This window comes from Snodgrassella alvi wkB2, from assembly GCF_000600005.1.
In the GTDB taxonomy this organism is placed as follows: domain Bacteria; phylum Pseudomonadota; class Gammaproteobacteria; order Burkholderiales; family Neisseriaceae; genus Snodgrassella; species Snodgrassella alvi.
In genome coordinates this window covers 1,503,960-1,521,787 of the sequence record NZ_CP007446.1, presented here as the reverse complement: position 1 = coordinate 1,521,787, position 17,828 = coordinate 1,503,960, and the positions used below count along the sequence as shown (strand labels likewise).

Annotated in this window: 14 protein-coding genes and 1 tRNA gene; 12 read left to right on the top strand and 3 right to left on the bottom strand. The window is 40.4% G+C overall.

The annotated features are described in order from the left end of the window. Nucleotides 1-159 precede the first annotated feature (159 nt). Nucleotides 160-235 (top strand) — tRNA-Thr (locus SALWKB2_RS06970). Between the two features lie 291 nt (nt 236-526). Here SALWKB2_RS06970 and SALWKB2_RS06965 read toward each other — a convergent pair. Then, nucleotides 527-1,504, bottom strand: a complete 978-nt coding sequence (locus SALWKB2_RS06965; RefSeq protein WP_025330957.1) for a bile acid:sodium symporter family protein — start codon at nt 1,502-1,504, stop codon at nt 527-529. A 302-nt stretch (nt 1,505-1,806) separates the two neighbouring features. Next, nucleotides 1,807-3,402: an inorganic phosphate transporter gene (locus tag SALWKB2_RS06960; RefSeq protein WP_025330956.1), complete on the bottom strand. Its 1,596-nt coding sequence runs from the start codon at nt 3,400-3,402 to the stop codon at nt 1,807-1,809. Nucleotides 3,403-3,519: 117 nt separating this feature from the next. Between SALWKB2_RS06960 and thiE the strand changes: the two genes are divergently transcribed. Beyond that, the gene (gene thiE, locus SALWKB2_RS06955) at nt 3,520-4,146 is read left to right on the top strand and encodes a thiamine phosphate synthase (protein WP_025330955.1); all 627 of its coding nucleotides are present in this window, start codon (nt 3,520-3,522) and stop codon (nt 4,144-4,146) included. Between the two features lie 214 nt (nt 4,147-4,360). Continuing rightward, on the top strand, nt 4,361-5,368 hold the full coding sequence (gene hemH / locus SALWKB2_RS06950; protein ID WP_025330954.1) for a ferrochelatase: 1,008 nt from the start codon (nt 4,361-4,363) through the stop codon (nt 5,366-5,368). A gap of 72 nt (nt 5,369-5,440) precedes the next feature. On the opposite strand, the gene trhP is transcribed toward hemH, so the two are convergent. Beyond that, on the bottom strand, nt 5,441-6,808 hold the full coding sequence (trhP, locus tag SALWKB2_RS06945) for a prephenate-dependent tRNA uridine(34) hydroxylase TrhP (protein ID WP_025330953.1): 1,368 nt from the start codon (nt 6,806-6,808) through the stop codon (nt 5,441-5,443). A gap of 179 nt (nt 6,809-6,987) precedes the next feature. Here trhP and recO point away from each other — a divergent pair, with 179 nt between their 5' ends. The 9 genes from recO (at nt 6,988) to tssH (ending at nt 17,579) form a co-directional block, all read left to right on the top strand. Beyond that, nucleotides 6,988-7,719, top strand: a complete 732-nt coding sequence (recO, locus tag SALWKB2_RS06940) for a DNA repair protein RecO (RefSeq protein WP_025330952.1) — start codon at nt 6,988-6,990, stop codon at nt 7,717-7,719. 580 nt (nt 7,720-8,299) lie between these two features. After that, on the top strand, nt 8,300-8,803 hold the full coding sequence (tssB, locus tag SALWKB2_RS06935) for a type VI secretion system contractile sheath small subunit (protein WP_025330951.1): 504 nt from the start codon (nt 8,300-8,302) through the stop codon (nt 8,801-8,803). A 21-nt stretch (nt 8,804-8,824) separates the two neighbouring features. Further along, a complete protein-coding gene (gene tssC / locus SALWKB2_RS06930; protein WP_038648915.1) occupies nt 8,825-10,357 on the top strand; it encodes a type VI secretion system contractile sheath large subunit in 1,533 nt (510 codons plus the stop codon). A 65-nt stretch (nt 10,358-10,422) separates the two neighbouring features. Further along, nucleotides 10,423-10,686 (top strand): PAAR domain-containing protein, encoded by a 264-nt coding sequence (locus tag SALWKB2_RS06925; RefSeq protein WP_025330949.1) that lies wholly within the window; start codon nt 10,423-10,425, stop codon nt 10,684-10,686. A gap of 27 nt (nt 10,687-10,713) precedes the next feature. Then, nucleotides 10,714-12,057: a type VI secretion system baseplate subunit TssK gene (tssK, locus tag SALWKB2_RS06920; protein WP_025330948.1), complete on the top strand. Its 1,344-nt coding sequence runs from the start codon at nt 10,714-10,716 to the stop codon at nt 12,055-12,057. Next, entirely contained in the window at nt 12,047-12,688 is a 642-nt protein-coding gene (locus SALWKB2_RS11690; RefSeq protein WP_025330947.1) for a DotU family type IV/VI secretion system protein, read from the top strand. Before tssK ends, SALWKB2_RS11690 begins: the two co-directional genes overlap by 11 nt. 8 nt (nt 12,689-12,696) lie before the next feature. Further along, nucleotides 12,697-14,307 carry an OmpA family protein gene (locus SALWKB2_RS11685; RefSeq protein ID WP_025330946.1) on the top strand — a complete coding sequence of 537 codons (1,611 nt, stop codon included), beginning with the start codon at nt 12,697-12,699 and terminating at the stop codon, nt 14,305-14,307. Between the two features lie 34 nt (nt 14,308-14,341). Next, nucleotides 14,342-14,827: an Hcp family type VI secretion system effector gene (locus SALWKB2_RS06905; protein WP_025330945.1), complete on the top strand. Its 486-nt coding sequence runs from the start codon at nt 14,342-14,344 to the stop codon at nt 14,825-14,827. A 61-nt stretch (nt 14,828-14,888) separates the two neighbouring features. Then, on the top strand, nt 14,889-17,579 hold the full coding sequence (gene tssH, locus SALWKB2_RS06900; RefSeq protein WP_025330944.1) for a type VI secretion system ATPase TssH: 2,691 nt from the start codon (nt 14,889-14,891) through the stop codon (nt 17,577-17,579). Nucleotides 17,580-17,828 lie beyond the last annotated feature (249 nt).

The following is a 17,828-nucleotide window of genomic DNA, read 5'->3' as shown; positions in this document are numbered from 1 at the left end:
TCAGGTATAAAGCGCAGAAATAACTTGGGGCTCAATTAAACAGATATTATATTTATGGTCAAAACTATTATATTAACAAATAAATAAAATTGTATAGCAATGGTGAGTATAGAGCGATTATGCTATACTGCGTGCCATTCAGAGTATTCTTAATCGGAAGCCAGTATAGCTCAGTTGGTAGAGCAGCGCACTCGTAACGCGAAGGTCGTAGGTTCGATTCCTATTACTGGCACCATAAGATAAAATAAATCAATTAGTTACAGTTATTTTATCCCAAACTCGTGACTACTAGTCTATTCACAGCAGCTACTTTTAAACCTAATTGTTTCAGCTTATAGTATACCTATATTTTTGATTTATGCCATTGTATCAAAATCAAGTAAATACCATATTTGCAGCATTATTGAGTGATTTGATGTAAATAGATTAAGTACCAGCAAATCTTATTGCTGGCACTATGATATAAAGATTATAAAAAACCAAATAGCAAGCTTTATTAGAAATAAAACCTACACTCGAAGGTAATCTATTCCGTTTTATTCAAACGTGCATAGCGTTGTGCCAGTACTGCACAGATCATTAGTTGTAACTGATGAAAAATCATCAGTGGTAATAGCATAATGCCTACTATGCTGGCAGGAAAGAGTACATTGGCCATGGGTACGCCATTTGCCAGACTTTTCTTAGAGCCGCAAAAGACAATAGTAATTTCATCAGCACGGTTAAAGCCCAATGAACGGGCAACCAGTGTATTAATGCTGATAACCAGAAACAGAATCAACAGACTCAGAATCACAATCATACCAATTGAGCCTAGATTAACTTTGTGCCATAGTCCTTCAACAACAGCATCACTGAATGCTACATAAACGACTAAAAGAATCGAACCGCGATCAGTCCGGTTTATCCATACTTTATGTTTATGAATCCAATTTGCAATTAATGGTCTGGCCAGATGGCCTAAAACGAACGGCAGCATTAGCTGTAATAAAATCGATTCGATAGCAGCTGTTGTGTCCACGCTGTTGCCACTGGTGGGCATCATTAGACCAACCAGTACAGGTGACAGGAAAACGCCCAGAATACTGGAAGCAGATGCACTGCATACTGCTGCTGCAACATTTCCGCCGGCAACAGAAGTAAAAGCAATTGCGGACTGTACTGTAGCCGGTAATGCGCACAAATACAGAAAGCCCAGATACAGTTCGGGAGAGAGCCAATGGGGAACCAGTATACGCAAACCTAAACCGATTAGCGGAAATAAAATAAATGTGCTGCAAAATACAACTAAATGTAATCGCCAGTGTCTGATACCTTCTGTAATCGCCTGCCGTGACAGCTTTGCACCATGCATAAAAAATAGTAAGGCAATGGCAACTGTGGTCAGATAACTAAAAAATGTTTTTGTGCTGCCCTGACAAGGTAAAACAGTAGCTGTACCTACAACCGTTAACATTGCCAGCAAAAAGGGATCTATATAAAATTTTTTAAGCAGGTTATTCATTGGCAACAACCAGTTTGTGCTGAGTTTGTGACAAAAGTCATCATTTTAGCTTAAATGGTTGAATAAAAAACAGCCAGCGACTAAGTTAAAAAGATTTAATCTGATTTTAAAATTACTTTTTAAATTTAAGAAATCTGGAAAAAAGTATTAAACGAAATTTAATAACGACTATTTTTAGTGTCATTCAAAATAGAGTTAAATTTATTCTATAAAATCCGGGAAAATTTACATTACACAATCGCTTTAGTCATAATGAAACCGGATAAGCATATTTATCCGGTTTCATTATGATAATTGTTAATTTAAAAAAATGAATTGAGTCCCAAAAATATCAATACAGATAAAACTGCAGCAGAGGGCAGGGTAATTACCCAGGCCAGTGCAATTGGTTTCATCAATTTCCAGTTGGCATTACGATTAACCAGTCCTATACCCAGAACAGCCCCAACCAGAATATGTGTACTGGATACCGGCAGCCCCATCAGTGTAGCCAGCATCACAATAGCTGCAGAGGAAAGCTCTGCTGTGAAGCCAGAAGCAGGGTGCATTTTGGCCAGATTGGTACCAACAGTCTGGATGACTTCTTTGCCAATAAACCATAATCCAACAATCAGTGCCACACCAAATGTTATCATCACTGGTGCCGGAATCATGGCATTGGCATCTATACCTATATCACCGGTACGGATAATATCCATAATGGCGGCAAACGGGCCAACTGCATTGGAAATATCATTAGCGCCGTGACTAAAAGCAAAGCCGGCAGCAGTAAATACCTGCATCCAGCTGAACATCAGAAAGGTTGATTTGCTTAAATCTTTGCGCCTTAAGGTTTTGGCGTAAATGAATGTGGCCATCCAGATTAATGCGCCAATCATGATGATTAACAGGAAATTGGTAATCACAGATAAACCAAGATGCAGATTAGTCAGCCCTTTAAATAACATCATAGCGGTAATCATCATGCCGCCACAGGCTGAAATTAAGGGTACCCAGCTATGCAGTGCCTTAAATGCGTCGATGTTATTTTTACGGCTTTCGATATCTGCCAAACCTTTATAGTAATCTGATTCGAGCTCTTCGACGCTATAATCAGGATCACTGTAATTTTCGGCATCACGGGCTATAGCAGAGGAAATGCGAATTTTCTCGGTTTCACTTAGCTTTTCAAACCAGATTTTGTGTTTTTCTTTATATGCTTTTTTTTCCTGCTTAATTTCTTTTAAAGCTATAACCATCCGGTCATTGTAGTCCAGTACATGCTTTTTTATCTGGCTGAACAGGATATAAGAAAATGCACCTCCTAAAACAGGTGAGATAACCCAGGACAGACCAATTTCTCCCATTTTGTTCCATTGAATTAAATCCAAAGCGCTGCCATTACCCGTTATCAAATAGCCTAGACACAATCCGCCACCCACCAGTCCGCCTATCAGCGAGTGTGTTGTTGAAACCGGTAAACCTTTTTTGGAAGCAATTAACAACCAGATTGCCGCCGCCAGTAATGCTGCCAGCATGACATTAATGCATTGTGAAGGTGTTAAATGCATGGCACCAAGGTCTATAATGCCGTGACGAATTGTTTTTGTTACTTCGCCGCCGGCAATAACCGCACCAGAAACCTCAAAAACAGCCGCTATACCCAATGCCTGCGGTATTGTAAGGGTTCCGGCGCCTACACTGGTACCAAAGGAGTTGGCAACGTCATTGCCACCGATGTTAAATGCCATGAAGGCGCCAAACAGAGTGGCAATAACAAATAATAATGGAGAATGATGGTTGGTATATCCAAGCCCCCAATAAATAAAGTATGCAATTGTGCCGAATAATAATGCAGCAAAAGTATAATTAACCCGGGTGATCAGGGGAGAGCGAACAGAGGATGCGTCTGAGGCCATAATATATTTGTAAAAGTGGAAAGTTCAGTACAGACATCTGCAAACATTATTGTGTGTATGCAGTGCTGCGTGAAAAAACTATCATTATAAAGATTTTTATTTCAAAAGGAATATTTTATGTATGCAAATTCGTTTTTACCTATAGTTGCTCCGCTGAAATTCTATGCTGTTGTTCCTACTGCGGATTGGGTAGCGCGGATGGTCGATGCAGGGGCCAATACTGTGCAGCTGCGTAATAAAACTCTGATTGGTTCAGCATTGTACCGTGAAATTCAACGCAGTGTCGCTTATGCAAAAGATACACCTACACAACTATTTATCAATGATTTCTGGTGGGAAGCTGTAGATTGCGGTGCGTATGGGGTGCATCTCGGACAGGAAGATCTGGACAGTGCTGATTTAGTAATGATTCAGAGTTCAGAGTTAAGGCTGGGGGTAAGTACACATTCGCCAGCAGAACTGAGTAAAGCATTAGCAGTTAAACCAAGCTATGTAGCCTGCGGGGCAATTTTTCCTACTACAACCAAAACTATGCCTACTGAACCTCAGGGATTGGACAAATTAAAGCAATACGTGATTCAAGCCGGAAATACACCTACAGTTGCTATTGGTGGAATTGATTTAAATAATGCACGCGATGTACTGGCTACCGGCGTAAGCTCTCTGGCTGTAGTTCGTGCTGTTACTGAATCAGCTGATCCTGAAAAAGTAGTAAAAGACTTTCAGGCGCTTTGGGATAAATAAAGATTTACCAGTCTTTTGTAAACTAAAGTAGTTTTATCAGGGTGAGCAGGGGATTAGGTTAAGCACAGATAATCGCTGCATCAGGTCTGTTGCAGAGGTAATGCCTGATGTCAGTAAAGTATATAACTGGTGAAATTGCTAACAAGCAGAAGATATAGGCTATACTCGCAGTACTTTTATCTGATTGACTGATAATTGATTGCTGCCAAATATTATGTCAAAAATTTTTCTTTCTGAACCAAAAACTTCTAAACCGGCAATTGGTGTTTTATTGCTGAATCTCGGTACACCTGCTGCACCTGAACCTCAGGCTGTACGCCCGTATTTACGCGAATTTTTATCCGACCAGCGTGTAGTCGAATTACCGCGTTTTTTATGGCAGTTAATATTACGCGGGATTATTTTGCCTGTTCGCGGGCGTAAAAGTGCCCACGCGTACAGCACCATCTGGCAGGAGGCTGGTTCTCCTTTATTAATCGGAACACAACTACTTAGTGCTTCTTTAGCCAGTGCTATGCCAGACGGTGTTATTACCCGTTTTGCTATGACCTACGGACAGCCCAGCGTAATTGATGTTATGCAGGAAATGAAACAGCTTGGTGTGCAGAATTTGCTGGTGTTGCCGTTGTATCCGCAATATGCGGGTTCCAGTAGTGGTGCTGCACTGGATCAGGTATGGCGGGTGATGCTTAAGCAGCGTGTACAAATGGCAGTACGAAGTATCACCGGTTTTTATGCAGATAACAATTATATAAAAACACTGGCCAGACATATTCAGACATACTGGCAAAAGCATGGCAGAGGGCAATGTTTATTAATAAGCTTTCATGGTATACCAGAGGCTCAGCATCAGGCTGGCGATAGTTATGTTGAGCATTGTAAAACCACGACCCGTTTACTCACAGAAGAACTTGGTTTGCAAGCAGATGAATACCGGCTGGCATTTCAGAGCCGCTTTGGCTATGCACCCTGGGTCGGACCAAGTACTCAGGATTTGCTTATCCAGCTTCCTCAGGCCGGAATCAGTAGACTTGATGTCGTATGTCCGGGTTTTGTTACCGATTGTCTGGAAACACTTGAAGAAATCAATATTCGTGGTAAAGCAGACTTTCTGGCGCATGGCGGAAAACAGTTTCAGTACATTCCCTGTATGAATAGTGAGCATGAATGGGTTGAAATACTGGCTCCGCTTGTGAAGCAGCATTTACAAGGCTGGCTGTAAATTACACAAATATAGAAACGGATAATAAAAAAGCCATAGTGTAATATCACTATGGCTTTTTCAGCAGCTAATTTAATTAGCTTCTGCCTGGGGAATAATGCGTGCAATCAGTGCATTATCTTTGCCAAGCATTTGTGGAATTTTTACTTCAATTCCGTTTCCGGAAGCCACTTCTACCGGATAGCCCTTACGAGTCATTGCTTCAAGGCGGATAATCTGATTACCGCCCGGATGAATAATTTCCAGCTGGTCACCAAGGCTGAATTTATTTTTTACCTCAATGGTTGCCCATCCTTCAGAATCAACAGCCGTAACTTTGCCTACATACTGACTTTGTTTTGATAAAGAATGTCCAGAAAGGTAATTCTGGTACTCTTGTGTCTGATGCCGTTCCAGAAAACCAGTGGTATAACCCCGGTTGGCTAATCCTTCGAGTTCTGCCAGTAGGCTATAATCAAAAGGTTTACCTGCAACTGCATCATCAATAGCACGCCGGTATACCTGTGCTGCCCGCGCTACGTAATAGACTGATTTAGTCCGTCCTTCTACTTTTAAAGAATCTACACCGATTTCTGCCAGTTTAGCGACTTGTTCTACCGCGCGTAAGTCTTTGGAATTCATGATATAGGTGCCATGCTCATCTTCCATTATGGGCATCATATCACCAGGCCGGTTTGCTTCTTCAATCAGATAGACTTTATTTGCCAGCGGGTGACGTTGCTGGTCATTTAAGCCATATAATGCATTATCAGCCAGACTTTTCGCCTGATTAAAGTCAAAACCGGGTAATAATTGAGCATCGCCGCTGTCGCTATCAGCCGTATTGTGTACTTTATAATCCCAGCGGCAAGCATTAGTACAAGTACCCTGATTAGGATCACGATGATTAAAATAACCGGAAAGCAGGCAGCGGCCTGAATAAGCAATACACAAAGCTCCGTGAACGAATACTTCCAGCTCAATATCCGGGCATTGCTGCCTGATTTCGGCAATTTCATTAATACTGAGTTCGCGCGACAGAATAATACGTTCTATGCCGATACTCTGCCAGAACTGTACCCCCCATGCATTGGTGGTATTAGCCTGAACAGATAAATGAATTGGTATTTCCGGCCATTTTTCACGCACTTTCATAATAAGACCCGGATCAGCCATAATCAGCGCGTCTGGCTGCATAGCAATAATCGGTTTCATATCGGCCAGGTAAGTTTTCAATTTTGCGTTATGTGGCAAAATATTACTGGCCAGAAAAAATTTCTTTCCGCGTGCGTGTGCTTCAGTAATACCCTGTTCCAGTACTGGCAGATGTGCAAATTCATTATTACGTGCGCGCAGAGAATAACGCGGTGTGCCGGCATAAACAGCATCTGCGCCATAATCAAAGGCTGTGCGCATCCGCTCCAGTCCACCAGCGGGCAATAATAATTCTGGTGCTTTCATGGGTATTTAAACTTTCCTGATTATTTCGAATACATTCAGGCAGCCGGCTTTAAAATAGCCGGCTGCCTGAAAAATATAGTCTATATTGTTAATAGAATTATCCGCTTTTTCCTGAACATGGTCAATTGCATGCCATAACCAGCTATAATTGAAAAATCTACATCTGACATAAAACGGCTATGTCTAATAATCGCATCAATCATCAACCTGCTTTCTTGCTTACCTCCCGTCCATGGAGTGAAAGCAGTCTGCAAATTGAAGTATTTTCCCGGGATTATGGCAGAGTAGTGATGCTGGCGCGCAGTGCGAGGCGCCGGCAAAGTGAATTGCGAGGTGTACTCGTTCCTTTTGTGCCGCTACAGCTATCCTGGTATGGGAATAATGAATTGAAAACTCTGCACCGGGCAGAATGGATAGGCGGCTGGCCTCAGCCTCAGAATCAGGCGTTATTCAGTGCCATGTATGTAAATGAGTTGGTACTAAAACTAACAGCCCGGGAGGATCCATTACCTGATATTCACGCGGCACTACATACCGTCCTACAACATATTTCAAACGGCGAACACTTATCTGCATTGCGTTATTTTGAGTGGTCATTACTGCGTGCTTTAGGTATTGCTCCTGATATTAGTCAGGATAGTCAGGGGAAGGAGATCATTAATCATGAACGCTACTGGCTGCGCGCCGAACATGCTCCTGTTTTATTGATGCAGGCACAGATGACAGCGCAGGAAAATGGTATTGTTGTTCACGGACACACTCTGAATGCATTAAATAACCGTTCACTGGCTGAACAGCCTGAATGGCATACCGAGGCCATACGGCTGACACGTATGCTTCTGGATTTTCGTTTGCCTGAAGGTATCCTTAGCCGGCGAGTATTAAAACAATTACAGCAATATACCGTATAGGAATAAAGAAATCTGGTTTGAAAAATAAAAAAAAAGTGAATTCACAATTAGGTTATAGTTTTTTTCTATAAAATTTTATTTTATGATCAATAAAATAATCGTGCTTTGTTTAGTTGAATTGAATAAAAAATGTTCAGAATATTATCAGCTAAATATTATATTCATTTAGAAAATAATTATTTATATATATATCTAATTAAATTAATAATTATAATTTTTCGAAATCTAATATTTGTTATGGCTAATATTTAACCAATTTTAAAATAGATAAAATCTATGGAAAAATTTGTTAATAAACGACAGGTGATATGATTTTTATAATCAATATAGCATTAAATTTTATAAAATTATTTACTTGGTAACCAAAATAAGTCAAAATAAGTTAAAACATGTATATATGGGCAGAATACAATTTAATTTAACTTTCAATTAATTTTAAGCTGTTGTAACTTAATTATTATTAAATTTTTTAAACAAAATTTATTGAAAATTTTCATTTTGCTATATATTCCGTATCAAAACGCAGTAATGCAATGACTCTGATCTATTATCAGTATTCAAATTTCAACAAGGAGTAATCATGTCAGAAAGTTTTCAGAACGAAGTACCACCAGCACGTGTCAATATTAAACTGGATTTACATACAGGAGGCGCTAAAAAACAAGTTGAATTACCTTTGCGTTTATTAGTGGCTGGCGATTTCAGCTTCAAAGAAAGCGATACTCCGCTGGCAGAACGTGAAAAAGTTTCAATTAATAAAAACAACTTTGATGCAGTGCTTGCTGAAATGAATCCAGCCGTAAAACTGTCTGTTCCAAATGCTCTGGCTGATGATAATTCCGAAATTCCTGTGAATCTTGAATTTAAATCAATGAAAGATTTTCACCCTGAACAGATTGTTCAGCAAGTACCTGAGCTGAAATCGTTGCTAGCTATGCGAAATCTGCTGAGAGATTTGAAGTCCAATATTCTTGACAATGCAGTTTTACGCAAAGAACTGGAAAAAATTCTGCAGGACAAAAATCTTTCTGATGAGTTGCGCAAAGAACTTGAAGCAATCTCACCGATCATTTCTAAAGAATAAATACCGCAGAGGAAAATTAGTATGCAAAAAAATATGCAGAATGCTGGTTCCGTTAAAAAAGAAAATGCTGTTCAACAGTCTGTTTATGAATCATTATTTGATAAAATAAATCTGAATACCGTCTCTACAGCTCCCACTTTTGACCATTACACCAATAATACAGCATTATCTGAATCTGCTACCAATGAACGTATCTCAGTAGCGATCAACGTATTCCTGAAAATGATTCAGGACAGTGCCCAAACTGTAGACAGACTGGATAAATCCTTACTGGATTTCCATATTGCCAAGTTGGACAAATTAATCAGCAATCAGTTAGATAATATTCTTCACCATCCTGAATTTCAGGCAATTGAAGGTACATGGCGTGGTCTGAAATTCTTAGTAGACCGTACAGATTTTCGTCAGAATGTAAAAATTGATGTACTTGATGTTTCTAAAGATGCTCTGATTCGGGATTTTGAAGACTCACCGGAAGTCATCCAAAGCGGTCTGTATAGCCATACTTACATCAATGAATATGACACCCCGGGCGGACAGCCTTTTGCCTCAATCATTTCGGCTTATGAATTTGACCGCTCCCCTCAGGACATTGAGCTGCTCAGAAATATTTCAAAAGTTTCCGCTGCTGCACATATGCCATTTATTGGTTCTGTAGGTCCTCAATTCTTTGGTAAAGAAACAATGGAAGAAGTTGCCTCAATCAAAGATATCGGCAACTACTTTGACCGTGCTGAATACATCAAATGGAACAGCTTCCGCAATACTGATGATGCCCGCTATATCGGTCTTACTTTACCGCGCTTTCTGGCACGTTTGCCTTATGGCAGTGAAACAGTACCGGTACGCAGTTTCAATTACAGTGAAGAAGTTAAAGGTCCTGATCACAATCGTTATTTGTGGGCTAATGCCACCTTTGCATTTGCAGCCAATATGGTAAGAAGCTTTATTAAGAATGGCTGGTGTGTTCAGATTCGTGGTCCGCAGGCCGGCGGACTGATTGAAAATCTGCCGATTCATTTATATGATCTGGGTTCCGGCGCACAAATGAAAATTCCGACGGAAGTATTAATTCCTGAAACACGTGAATTTGAATTTGCCAATCTGGGTTTTGTGCCATTATCGTTCTACAAAAATCATGATTTTGCATGTTTCTTCTCTGCAAATTCAACACAAAAACCAGCCCTATACGATACCAAAGAGGCGACTGCCAATAGCCGTATCAATTCACGTCTTCCTTATATTTTCCTGCTGTCACGTCTGGCTCATTATCTGAAACTGATTCAGCGCGAAAATATCGGTATGACAAAAGACCGGCGTGTTCTGGAAGTGGAAATGAATAACTGGATACAGAATCTGGTGACAGAAATGACTGATCCAAGTGATGAGCTGCAGGCTTCACATCCGTTACGCCAGGCAAAAGTAGTAGTAGAAGATATTGAAGATAATCCGGGTTTCTTCAAAATTAAACTATTTGTCATTCCGCACTTCCAGATTGAAGGTATGGATATTAATCTTTCATTAGTATCTCAAATGCCAAAAGCTAAAAAATAATCCGGTATAAGCGAGAAAATCTACCGATAGTTCCCTATCGGTAGATAACAATAAAGGATTGCTAAATGTCACGCGCTATTATTTGTAAGGGAGATACCACTACACATGGTGGGGTAGTACTTGAAGGTGATCCTATCGCAAAAATTGAAGGAAGACCGGTAGCTCGTAAAGGCGATAAAGTTAGTTGTCCGAAATGCAGTGGTACTCATTACATTGTAGAAGGTGATCCCAAGCTAACAGTAAAGGGGCGTCTTATGGTTCTCGAAAACATGAAAACCAGCTGCGGTGCTCGATTGTTATCCAAACAATCATTAGCTAAATGTGAATAATCTATCTAATTTAGAACAGGTTGTAAGTTGAAAATCATCAATCCGATTTGGTACGAGGGTACCTTACTGCTGCCACAAATTTTCCAGCAACAGGAATTACTGCAACAGGCAAATGCTTTTAGCATAATGCAGTGTACGCGAATTATGCCATGGGGCGTAATGCGTATAGAAATAGACACTAATAGTCTCACTCTGAAAAAGCTTAAATTATCGGATTGTGCAGTATCATTTCAGGATGGTACTTGGTTTGATTCACAGCAGATGCAGTTTCTGCCACCTGCCCGTGACTTGTCACAATTACCGGATGATATACTCGAAACAACAGTATATTTAACATTACCTGAACTAAATACCGTAGGCAGTAATCTGCTTGAAAACAGCAGTAATGCACCACTACGATTTTCTAAACAATTTGTTTCGGTTACTGATCTTTACGGTAGCCAGCAAACAGAAATTGCAGAAAAAAGATTAAATTTCAGCCTGAAATTCTCACATGAAAACCGTCAGAATTTTTTGGCAATACCCATTCTTCGTCTGATTAAAAATCAAAATAATATCTGGCAGCTTGATGCACAATACATACCGCCAGTATTCTTTATTGGTAGCAATATTTTTCTAATGGAGATGCTGTCAAGACAGATACAAATTCTGCTTAATAAAAGTCAGCGTCTTGGTTCATTACGAAAAGAACGTAATCAGCAATCAGCAGACTTTCTTGTATCTGATATTTCATTATTCTGGCTGCTGAACATACTCAATCAGTCTATACCGGAAATGGTGCTGTTACAAACACATAAAAATATTGCACCAGAAAACTACTACATTTTACTAGCACGTTTGGTTGGAAGTCTGCTGTCGTTTTCAATTGAATCCAGTATCAAAGACATACCGCAATACGATCCGTTTAATTTAGGTACAACATTCATCCGGTTAAATGAAATGCTTATAGAGCTGCTGGATACTGTTATACCTACAGTACTGGTACTGGTGGATCTTGAAAAAGTTGGTAATACCCGCTGGATTGGTCATCTGTTAGATGCACGTCTGGATGAAAACACAGATTACTATATTTCCGTTCGTGCCAGTGTTCCGTTATATGAACTTCAGGAACGCTTTCCGAAACTATGTAAGATTGGTTCACCTGATGATGTTGAGCGAATTCTGCCGTCAGCATCCAATGGTATTCCATTAAGAATGATGCAGCGTTTACCCAGCGCGTTACCCATGCGTTCAGAAGCTACCTATTTTGCATTAGATAAGTCGCACCCGGGCTTTAAAGCCATGATAGCAGCCAGATCATGCTGTATTTATTCACCTAATTCATTTGATGGATTAAATATCGAATTATATGCGGTGCCAAATGAAGAATAACGAAATTCCAGATTACGTACGGGAAAATTTACGTAATTATATTTTATTTGTAACGCGCTTAAGCATGGGACATGCCATTCAGGATATGGATGAAGTGCAGTTGCTTGCTATTCATTTTGTTTCAGAATTTGATCAGAAACTGAGTGAAAATCACCTGCCTGAGCATGTGCGAAAACAAATAAAGTATGCATTGTTTGCACTTGTTGACGAGCTTGCATTACGCTTTTTAGACAGCAAAAGTAAATCAATTTGGGAAAGCAGCCCGTTACAGGTATCCCAATTTGGTGAATATGATGCTGGTATACAATTATTTGAAGATATTCAGACTGAATTGCATAAACCGGATCCGTCATTCTGGCTGTTAAGTGTCTGGCAGCTGGTATTTGCTCTTGGATTTAATGGTAAATATTTATTCGAAGAAACACATGCTCGTAATGAACTCATCACCAAAATTGATTCGCATCTGCCTGAAATAATTATTCCTTCTCTTCAGACTGATCGAAAATTGCGCCCGATTACTATACGGTCTTTTTCAACAGTGAGCTGGTGTTTAGCTTTTCTGGTGTTCACTATAGTTATATATCTGGTGCTTAATAAATATCTCAGTAATCTGGTTGCCAGTATTGGATAAGGTACCAAATGAGTAAACGCATTTATTACACATTACTGCTTGTCTGGATTGTTTGCCTGTCGCTATATTTTATCTGGCAAATTTGGGATATATACTGGGTAATCAAAATATGCCTCAGTATACTCATAGTACTGGCATGCGGATTTCTGTGGTATCAGAATCAATTCTGGTTTCGCAAGCAAAGTGCAGTAAGTCTGTACAATATACCTAAATCCCAGCGCATCATTCTCGTAGCAGGCGATGATATATCTGATTGGATAGAATCTTCTGAACGCTGGAGACTGTTGCGTGATTCAATGTGGATCAGGGTCGAAGACTGTGCGCAGTTAATCAGTATTTATCAGAATCTGGATGAACAGAATAAAATTGCTAACGGTATATTTTTGATACTTAATCCAGATAAATATCCTCATGTGGCAGCACTGGAGCAGCGTATTTCACAATGGCGGCAGGAAATCGAAACCATTCAGGCTTCATACAAACGCCGCCTGCCGCTGACATTGGGTATCCATACCGATCTACTTAATGAAAATCTTGATTACTGGCCTGAAAACAATAGTAATCAGCTTTGCAGGGAGCGTACTGATGTGCAAGAGTATTTTTCCTGTTTACAAAAACAGCTGGATAGCAGAGCAGCTTTGAATGCCCAACAGCCGGAACATCTGGATTATAGAACCACATCCACACTTTATCTGAATCAGCAATGGCTCAGTAAATATGTGATTAAAAATTTGTTGCCGGAAAAATCATATCGTCATTCTCTGTATATGATGTCATGTGTCTGGTTAAACAGTTTCAATACTAATCAGCAAGCAGACTGGCGTAAATTTGAAATTGAAAAAACAGGATTTGTTAGTCCGGTTCATACTTTTATAGTTAACGGTCTGAAAAATTTTCCGGTTATTGAGAATAGCTTTGTACGCCAGCACTATTTAAGTAAAGGTGCAAAATATCTGTGTTACGCAATTGACTGTTTCCTGCTGTTCATTCTCATTGGTACTGGGTATTCGTTTGTTCAAAATAAAAAATGGCTGCAGGAAGTTATTGCTGCTCATCAGCAATATATAGCGATACCTCAGCACCTTGAAAATGAACGTCTGGACAGTATTAAAAATTTAAAAATCATTCAGCAGACATTACAGGACTATAAGACATTCGGTGAACCCAGAAGAATGGGATTCGGTTTATATCATGCTACCGAATTATTAGCAGTTATCAATAAAGACATAAATTCTTTCCAGATGGAGAAGCAGAAAAAACAAATTATCCGTTTAGATACCACAGCATTGTTTGACGTAGGTCAGAGTCAGCTTAAAGCGGATGCCAAACTGGTTTTACAAGGGGTATTAACCTGGGTACAGGCGAACCCGAATAAAAGAGTACTAATAGATGGTCATACCGATAACACCGGAAATGCTGCCAGCAACAAAACTCTGTCATTTCACAGAGCTGAAGCTGTACGTGACTGGCTAGTGAGTGCATCCACCTTTCCGGAAGACCATTTTACTGTACAGGGATATGGGGATAGCAAACCCATAGCAACCAACGACGACCCGCAAGGGCGTAGTAAAAATCGTCGTGTCGAAATTACCTTGGTTGATATGAATCATACCGACTAATGTAATATTTATTAACTAATTAAAGGATATTCATATGGCAATTCCTGCTTATTTATGGATCAAGGATGACGGTGGTTCAGAGGTTAAAGGCTCTGTAACTGTACAGAATCGTGAAGGCTCAGTAGAAGTATTGGCATTCGATCACGAAGTTTATATTCCTACTGACGGCAATACCGGTAAACTGACAGGTACTCGTGTACACAAACCTATTTCCTTTGTAAAAGAATATGATGCTTCTTCACCATATCTTTACAAAGCAGTAACTAATGGTCAGAACCTTAAATCCCTGGAATTTAAATGGTATCGCATTGACGATGCAGGTCAGGAGAAAGAATATTTCAACACCCTGCTAGAAAATGTGAAAGTAGTGGCTGTGCGTCCTAAAATGCACAACATTAAAGAAACCAGTAAAGAACGCTATAACCATCTTGAAGAAGTGGAATTGCGTTACGAAAAAATCACCTGGGCTTACAAGGATGGCAATATTGTTCATTCCGACAGCTGGGTTGAGAACCGTTAATTTTAATTAACTCAAGGCGCACGCATCTGTGCGCCTTTTTATGTATTTAGCCGGAGCCGTAATGAAAGATTCAATGCAATTATTAAGAAAACTCAATGAAAATTGTGCACGGGCACTGAATGAGGCTGCTAACTTCTGTTTAAGCCGTGGCCATCATGAAATATTGCCTGAACATTTTCTCGTCAAATTACTTGAAACAGATAATAATGACCTGAATCTCTTATTGCGCCAGAACGAAATCAACGTCAACCGTTTGTGGGATGACTTGCTGGCCGGACTGGATAAACTGCCCTGGCAGCGAGTACCTCAGAAACCTGAGCTTTCACGCGCATTACTTAAATGGATAGAACAGGCATGGATGCTGGCATCTATTGAACACGGACAAGAAGAAGTCCGCTCATTGCATTTGCTTGAAGCTATCCAGAAAATTCCTAGCATCTTTACACTTACAGATTTATGGCAGTTACTGATATTCAGAGCAGGACAACTGGCTGAAGCAGGACGATGGCTGGATAAATACTCAGTTGAAGCAAACACAGAAAATGATGCGATCTTCACCAAGAGAATAGATGCCGATAGTAAAACAGCAGAACCTGCTGAAACACCAGCCACACAGAATATACTCAATACCAGTAACTTACAGGATAAACAATCGCCGGCAGAACAGGAAGCCTTGTCGCGCTTTACCATCGATCTTACTCAAAGAGCCAGAGACGGATATATTGATGCAATTTTCGGGCGGGATGAAGAAATCAGCCAGATAGAAGATATTTTGAGCAGACGGCGTAAAAATAATCCAATATTGGTTGGCGAACCGGGAGTAGGTAAAACAGCACTTGTTGAAGGGCTGGCATTGAAAATCGCCAATGACGAAGTGGGCAGCCATCTGAAAAATACCCATATTCTTGCTCTTGATATGGGACTGTTACAGGCTGGTTCCGGCTTGAAAGGTGAATTTGAGCAGCGTCTGAAAACGGTAATCGAAGCCATTCAGCATGCTTCTGAACCAACCATCCTGTTTATAGATGAAGCTCATACCATTATTGGTGCCGGTAATCAGGCCGGAGGGTCTGATGCAGCCAACTTACTCAAACCTGCACTTGCCCGTGGTCAGTTGCGCACTATCGCAGCAACCACCTGGTCTGAATACAAACAATATTTTGAAACCGATGCTGCTCTTGAGCGCCGTTTTCAGCCAGTAAAAGTAGATGAACCGGATGATGAAAAAGCCTGTCAGATGCTGCGCGGTATTGCTAAACTCTATGCAGAACATCATCAGGTGCATATTAAAGATGATGCGATTAAAGCCGCTGTTACATTGTCACGCCGGTATTTACCGGATCGTCAGCTTCCTGATAAAGCCATCGATTTACTGGATACCGCTGCAGCTAAAGTCAGACTTGGTATGCAAACATTACCACTGAATCTGATTAAAAGAATCTCCCTGCACAGCGCACTTCAAGAAGAAATCGACCGTCTGCAACAGGATATTCTTCTCGGACACCAGATAGATAACGAAAGATTGGAGCAGTGCCGGCAGCAGCTACAGCAATTAGATCAGGAAATAGAAGAAGAAAAACAAAAATTTGTTCAGGAACAGGAAGCTGCTCAGGCAGTACTGGATGCGCGTACAAAAGATGAGCATAAAAGCAATCTGCATACACATAATCAGTCTTTTCAGCAATTGCAGCAAAACATTAGCCTGGATGTGGATCAGCAAGTCATTGCCAGTGTAATTAGTGAATGGACAGGCATTCCTGCCGGTCGCATGCTGGATGATGAAATTGAGCGTCTGATGACCTTATCTGAACAGCTTAACAGTGAGGTAATTGGTCAGGAAGACAGCGTTAGTAGTATTGTTAATCATATTCGTACCCAGAAAGCCGGACTTGGCGAACCCAACAAGCCGCTTGGAGTATTCCTGTTAACAGGTACATCCGGCGTTGGTAAAACCAGAACAGCCAAAGCACTGGCCAGATCACTTTTTGGTAGTGAAGACACAATGATTACCATCAATATGTCTGAATATCAGGAATCACATACAGTAGCTCAGCTTAAAGGTGCGCCTCCGGGATATGTGGGCTATGGCAAAGGCGGAGTCCTTACTGAAGCAGTACGTAAGCGTCCTTATTCAGTAGTACTGCTAGATGAAATAGAAAAAGCCCATCCGGATGTGCTTAATATTTTCTATCAGGTATTTGACCAGGGTGTTATGCGAGACGGAGAAGGGCGCATCATCAACTTCAAAAACACCATTCTGTTGATGACATCCAATCTGGGCAGCGAAGCTTTACAAAATGCTCCTGATGCCGATTTACCAACCCGACTGGAACTGGTCGATCAGCCCATCCGGGAAGTTCTTGCTCCTGCTTTGCTCGGGCGTATGAATGTACTGGCTTTTCGTCCGTTATCTGCTGACGATATGCAGATTATTATCCGTCAGCAACTAGACCGCATTGCAGCTAAAATTGCAGCTCAGTTTGCTGTTACCTGTGAGTATAGTAATACACTGGTAGTGGCGCTGGCGCAAACAACAGCCGGTCATGATTTGGGCGTACGCTATTTTGAACAGATGTTGCAGCAGCAAATTGTCCCCGAACTGGCCAGACAATTATTGCTGGAAAAGCAGCAAGGTCAGAATAGTGCCTATATCCAGCTTGATTTGGGAGAGCAAGGCGTAGTCATCACTTTGAGTGATGAACCATTAAAAGAGGTGGCAGCTGAAACAAATAGCGAAAATCAGCCAATATAACTTTTAATCACCGAATATAGTAAAAAGGGCAGATTTAAGTAAGTATATGTCCTTTTTACTATTCATATATCAGCATATTAGTTTTTAATTTGGCTATACTTTGAAACTAATAAGCTACAGATTGAATTATTATCGAATAAAAATTGTGTTTGAATTAAATTACCCAGATTCTTTGTTTATATTTTGTTTGTAAATAGACGAATTTATATTTGCCAAAATGTGTACTGAGCCATTTAGGCATAAGTATTT

Bases quoted from the DNA above. Each gene is read 5' to 3' on its own strand.
- SALWKB2_RS06965 (WP_025330957.1), bottom strand. From the start codon at position 1,504: ATGAATAACCTGCTTAAAAAATTTTATATAGATCCCTTTTTGCTGGCA.
- SALWKB2_RS06960 (WP_025330956.1), bottom strand. From the start codon at position 3,402: ATGGCCTCAGACGCATCCTCTGTTCGCTCTCCCCTGATCACCCGGGTT.
- thiE (WP_025330955.1), top strand. From the start codon at position 3,520: ATGTATGCAAATTCGTTTTTACCTATAGTTGCTCCGCTGAAATTCTAT.
- hemH (WP_025330954.1), top strand. From the start codon at position 4,361: ATGTCAAAAATTTTTCTTTCTGAACCAAAAACTTCTAAACCGGCAATT.
- trhP (WP_025330953.1), bottom strand. From the start codon at position 6,808: ATGAAAGCACCAGAATTATTATTGCCCGCTGGTGGACTGGAGCGGATG.
- recO (WP_025330952.1), top strand. From the start codon at position 6,988: ATGTCTAATAATCGCATCAATCATCAACCTGCTTTCTTGCTTACCTCC.
- tssB (WP_025330951.1), top strand. From the start codon at position 8,300: ATGTCAGAAAGTTTTCAGAACGAAGTACCACCAGCACGTGTCAATATT.
- tssC (WP_038648915.1), top strand. From the start codon at position 8,825: ATGCAAAAAAATATGCAGAATGCTGGTTCCGTTAAAAAAGAAAATGCT.
- SALWKB2_RS06925 (WP_025330949.1), top strand. From the start codon at position 10,423: ATGTCACGCGCTATTATTTGTAAGGGAGATACCACTACACATGGTGGG.
- SALWKB2_RS11690 (WP_025330947.1), top strand. From the start codon at position 12,047: ATGAAGAATAACGAAATTCCAGATTACGTACGGGAAAATTTACGTAAT.
- SALWKB2_RS11685 (WP_025330946.1), top strand. From the start codon at position 12,697: ATGAGTAAACGCATTTATTACACATTACTGCTTGTCTGGATTGTTTGC.
- SALWKB2_RS06905 (WP_025330945.1), top strand. From the start codon at position 14,342: ATGGCAATTCCTGCTTATTTATGGATCAAGGATGACGGTGGTTCAGAG.
- tssH (WP_025330944.1), top strand. From the start codon at position 14,889: ATGAAAGATTCAATGCAATTATTAAGAAAACTCAATGAAAATTGTGCA.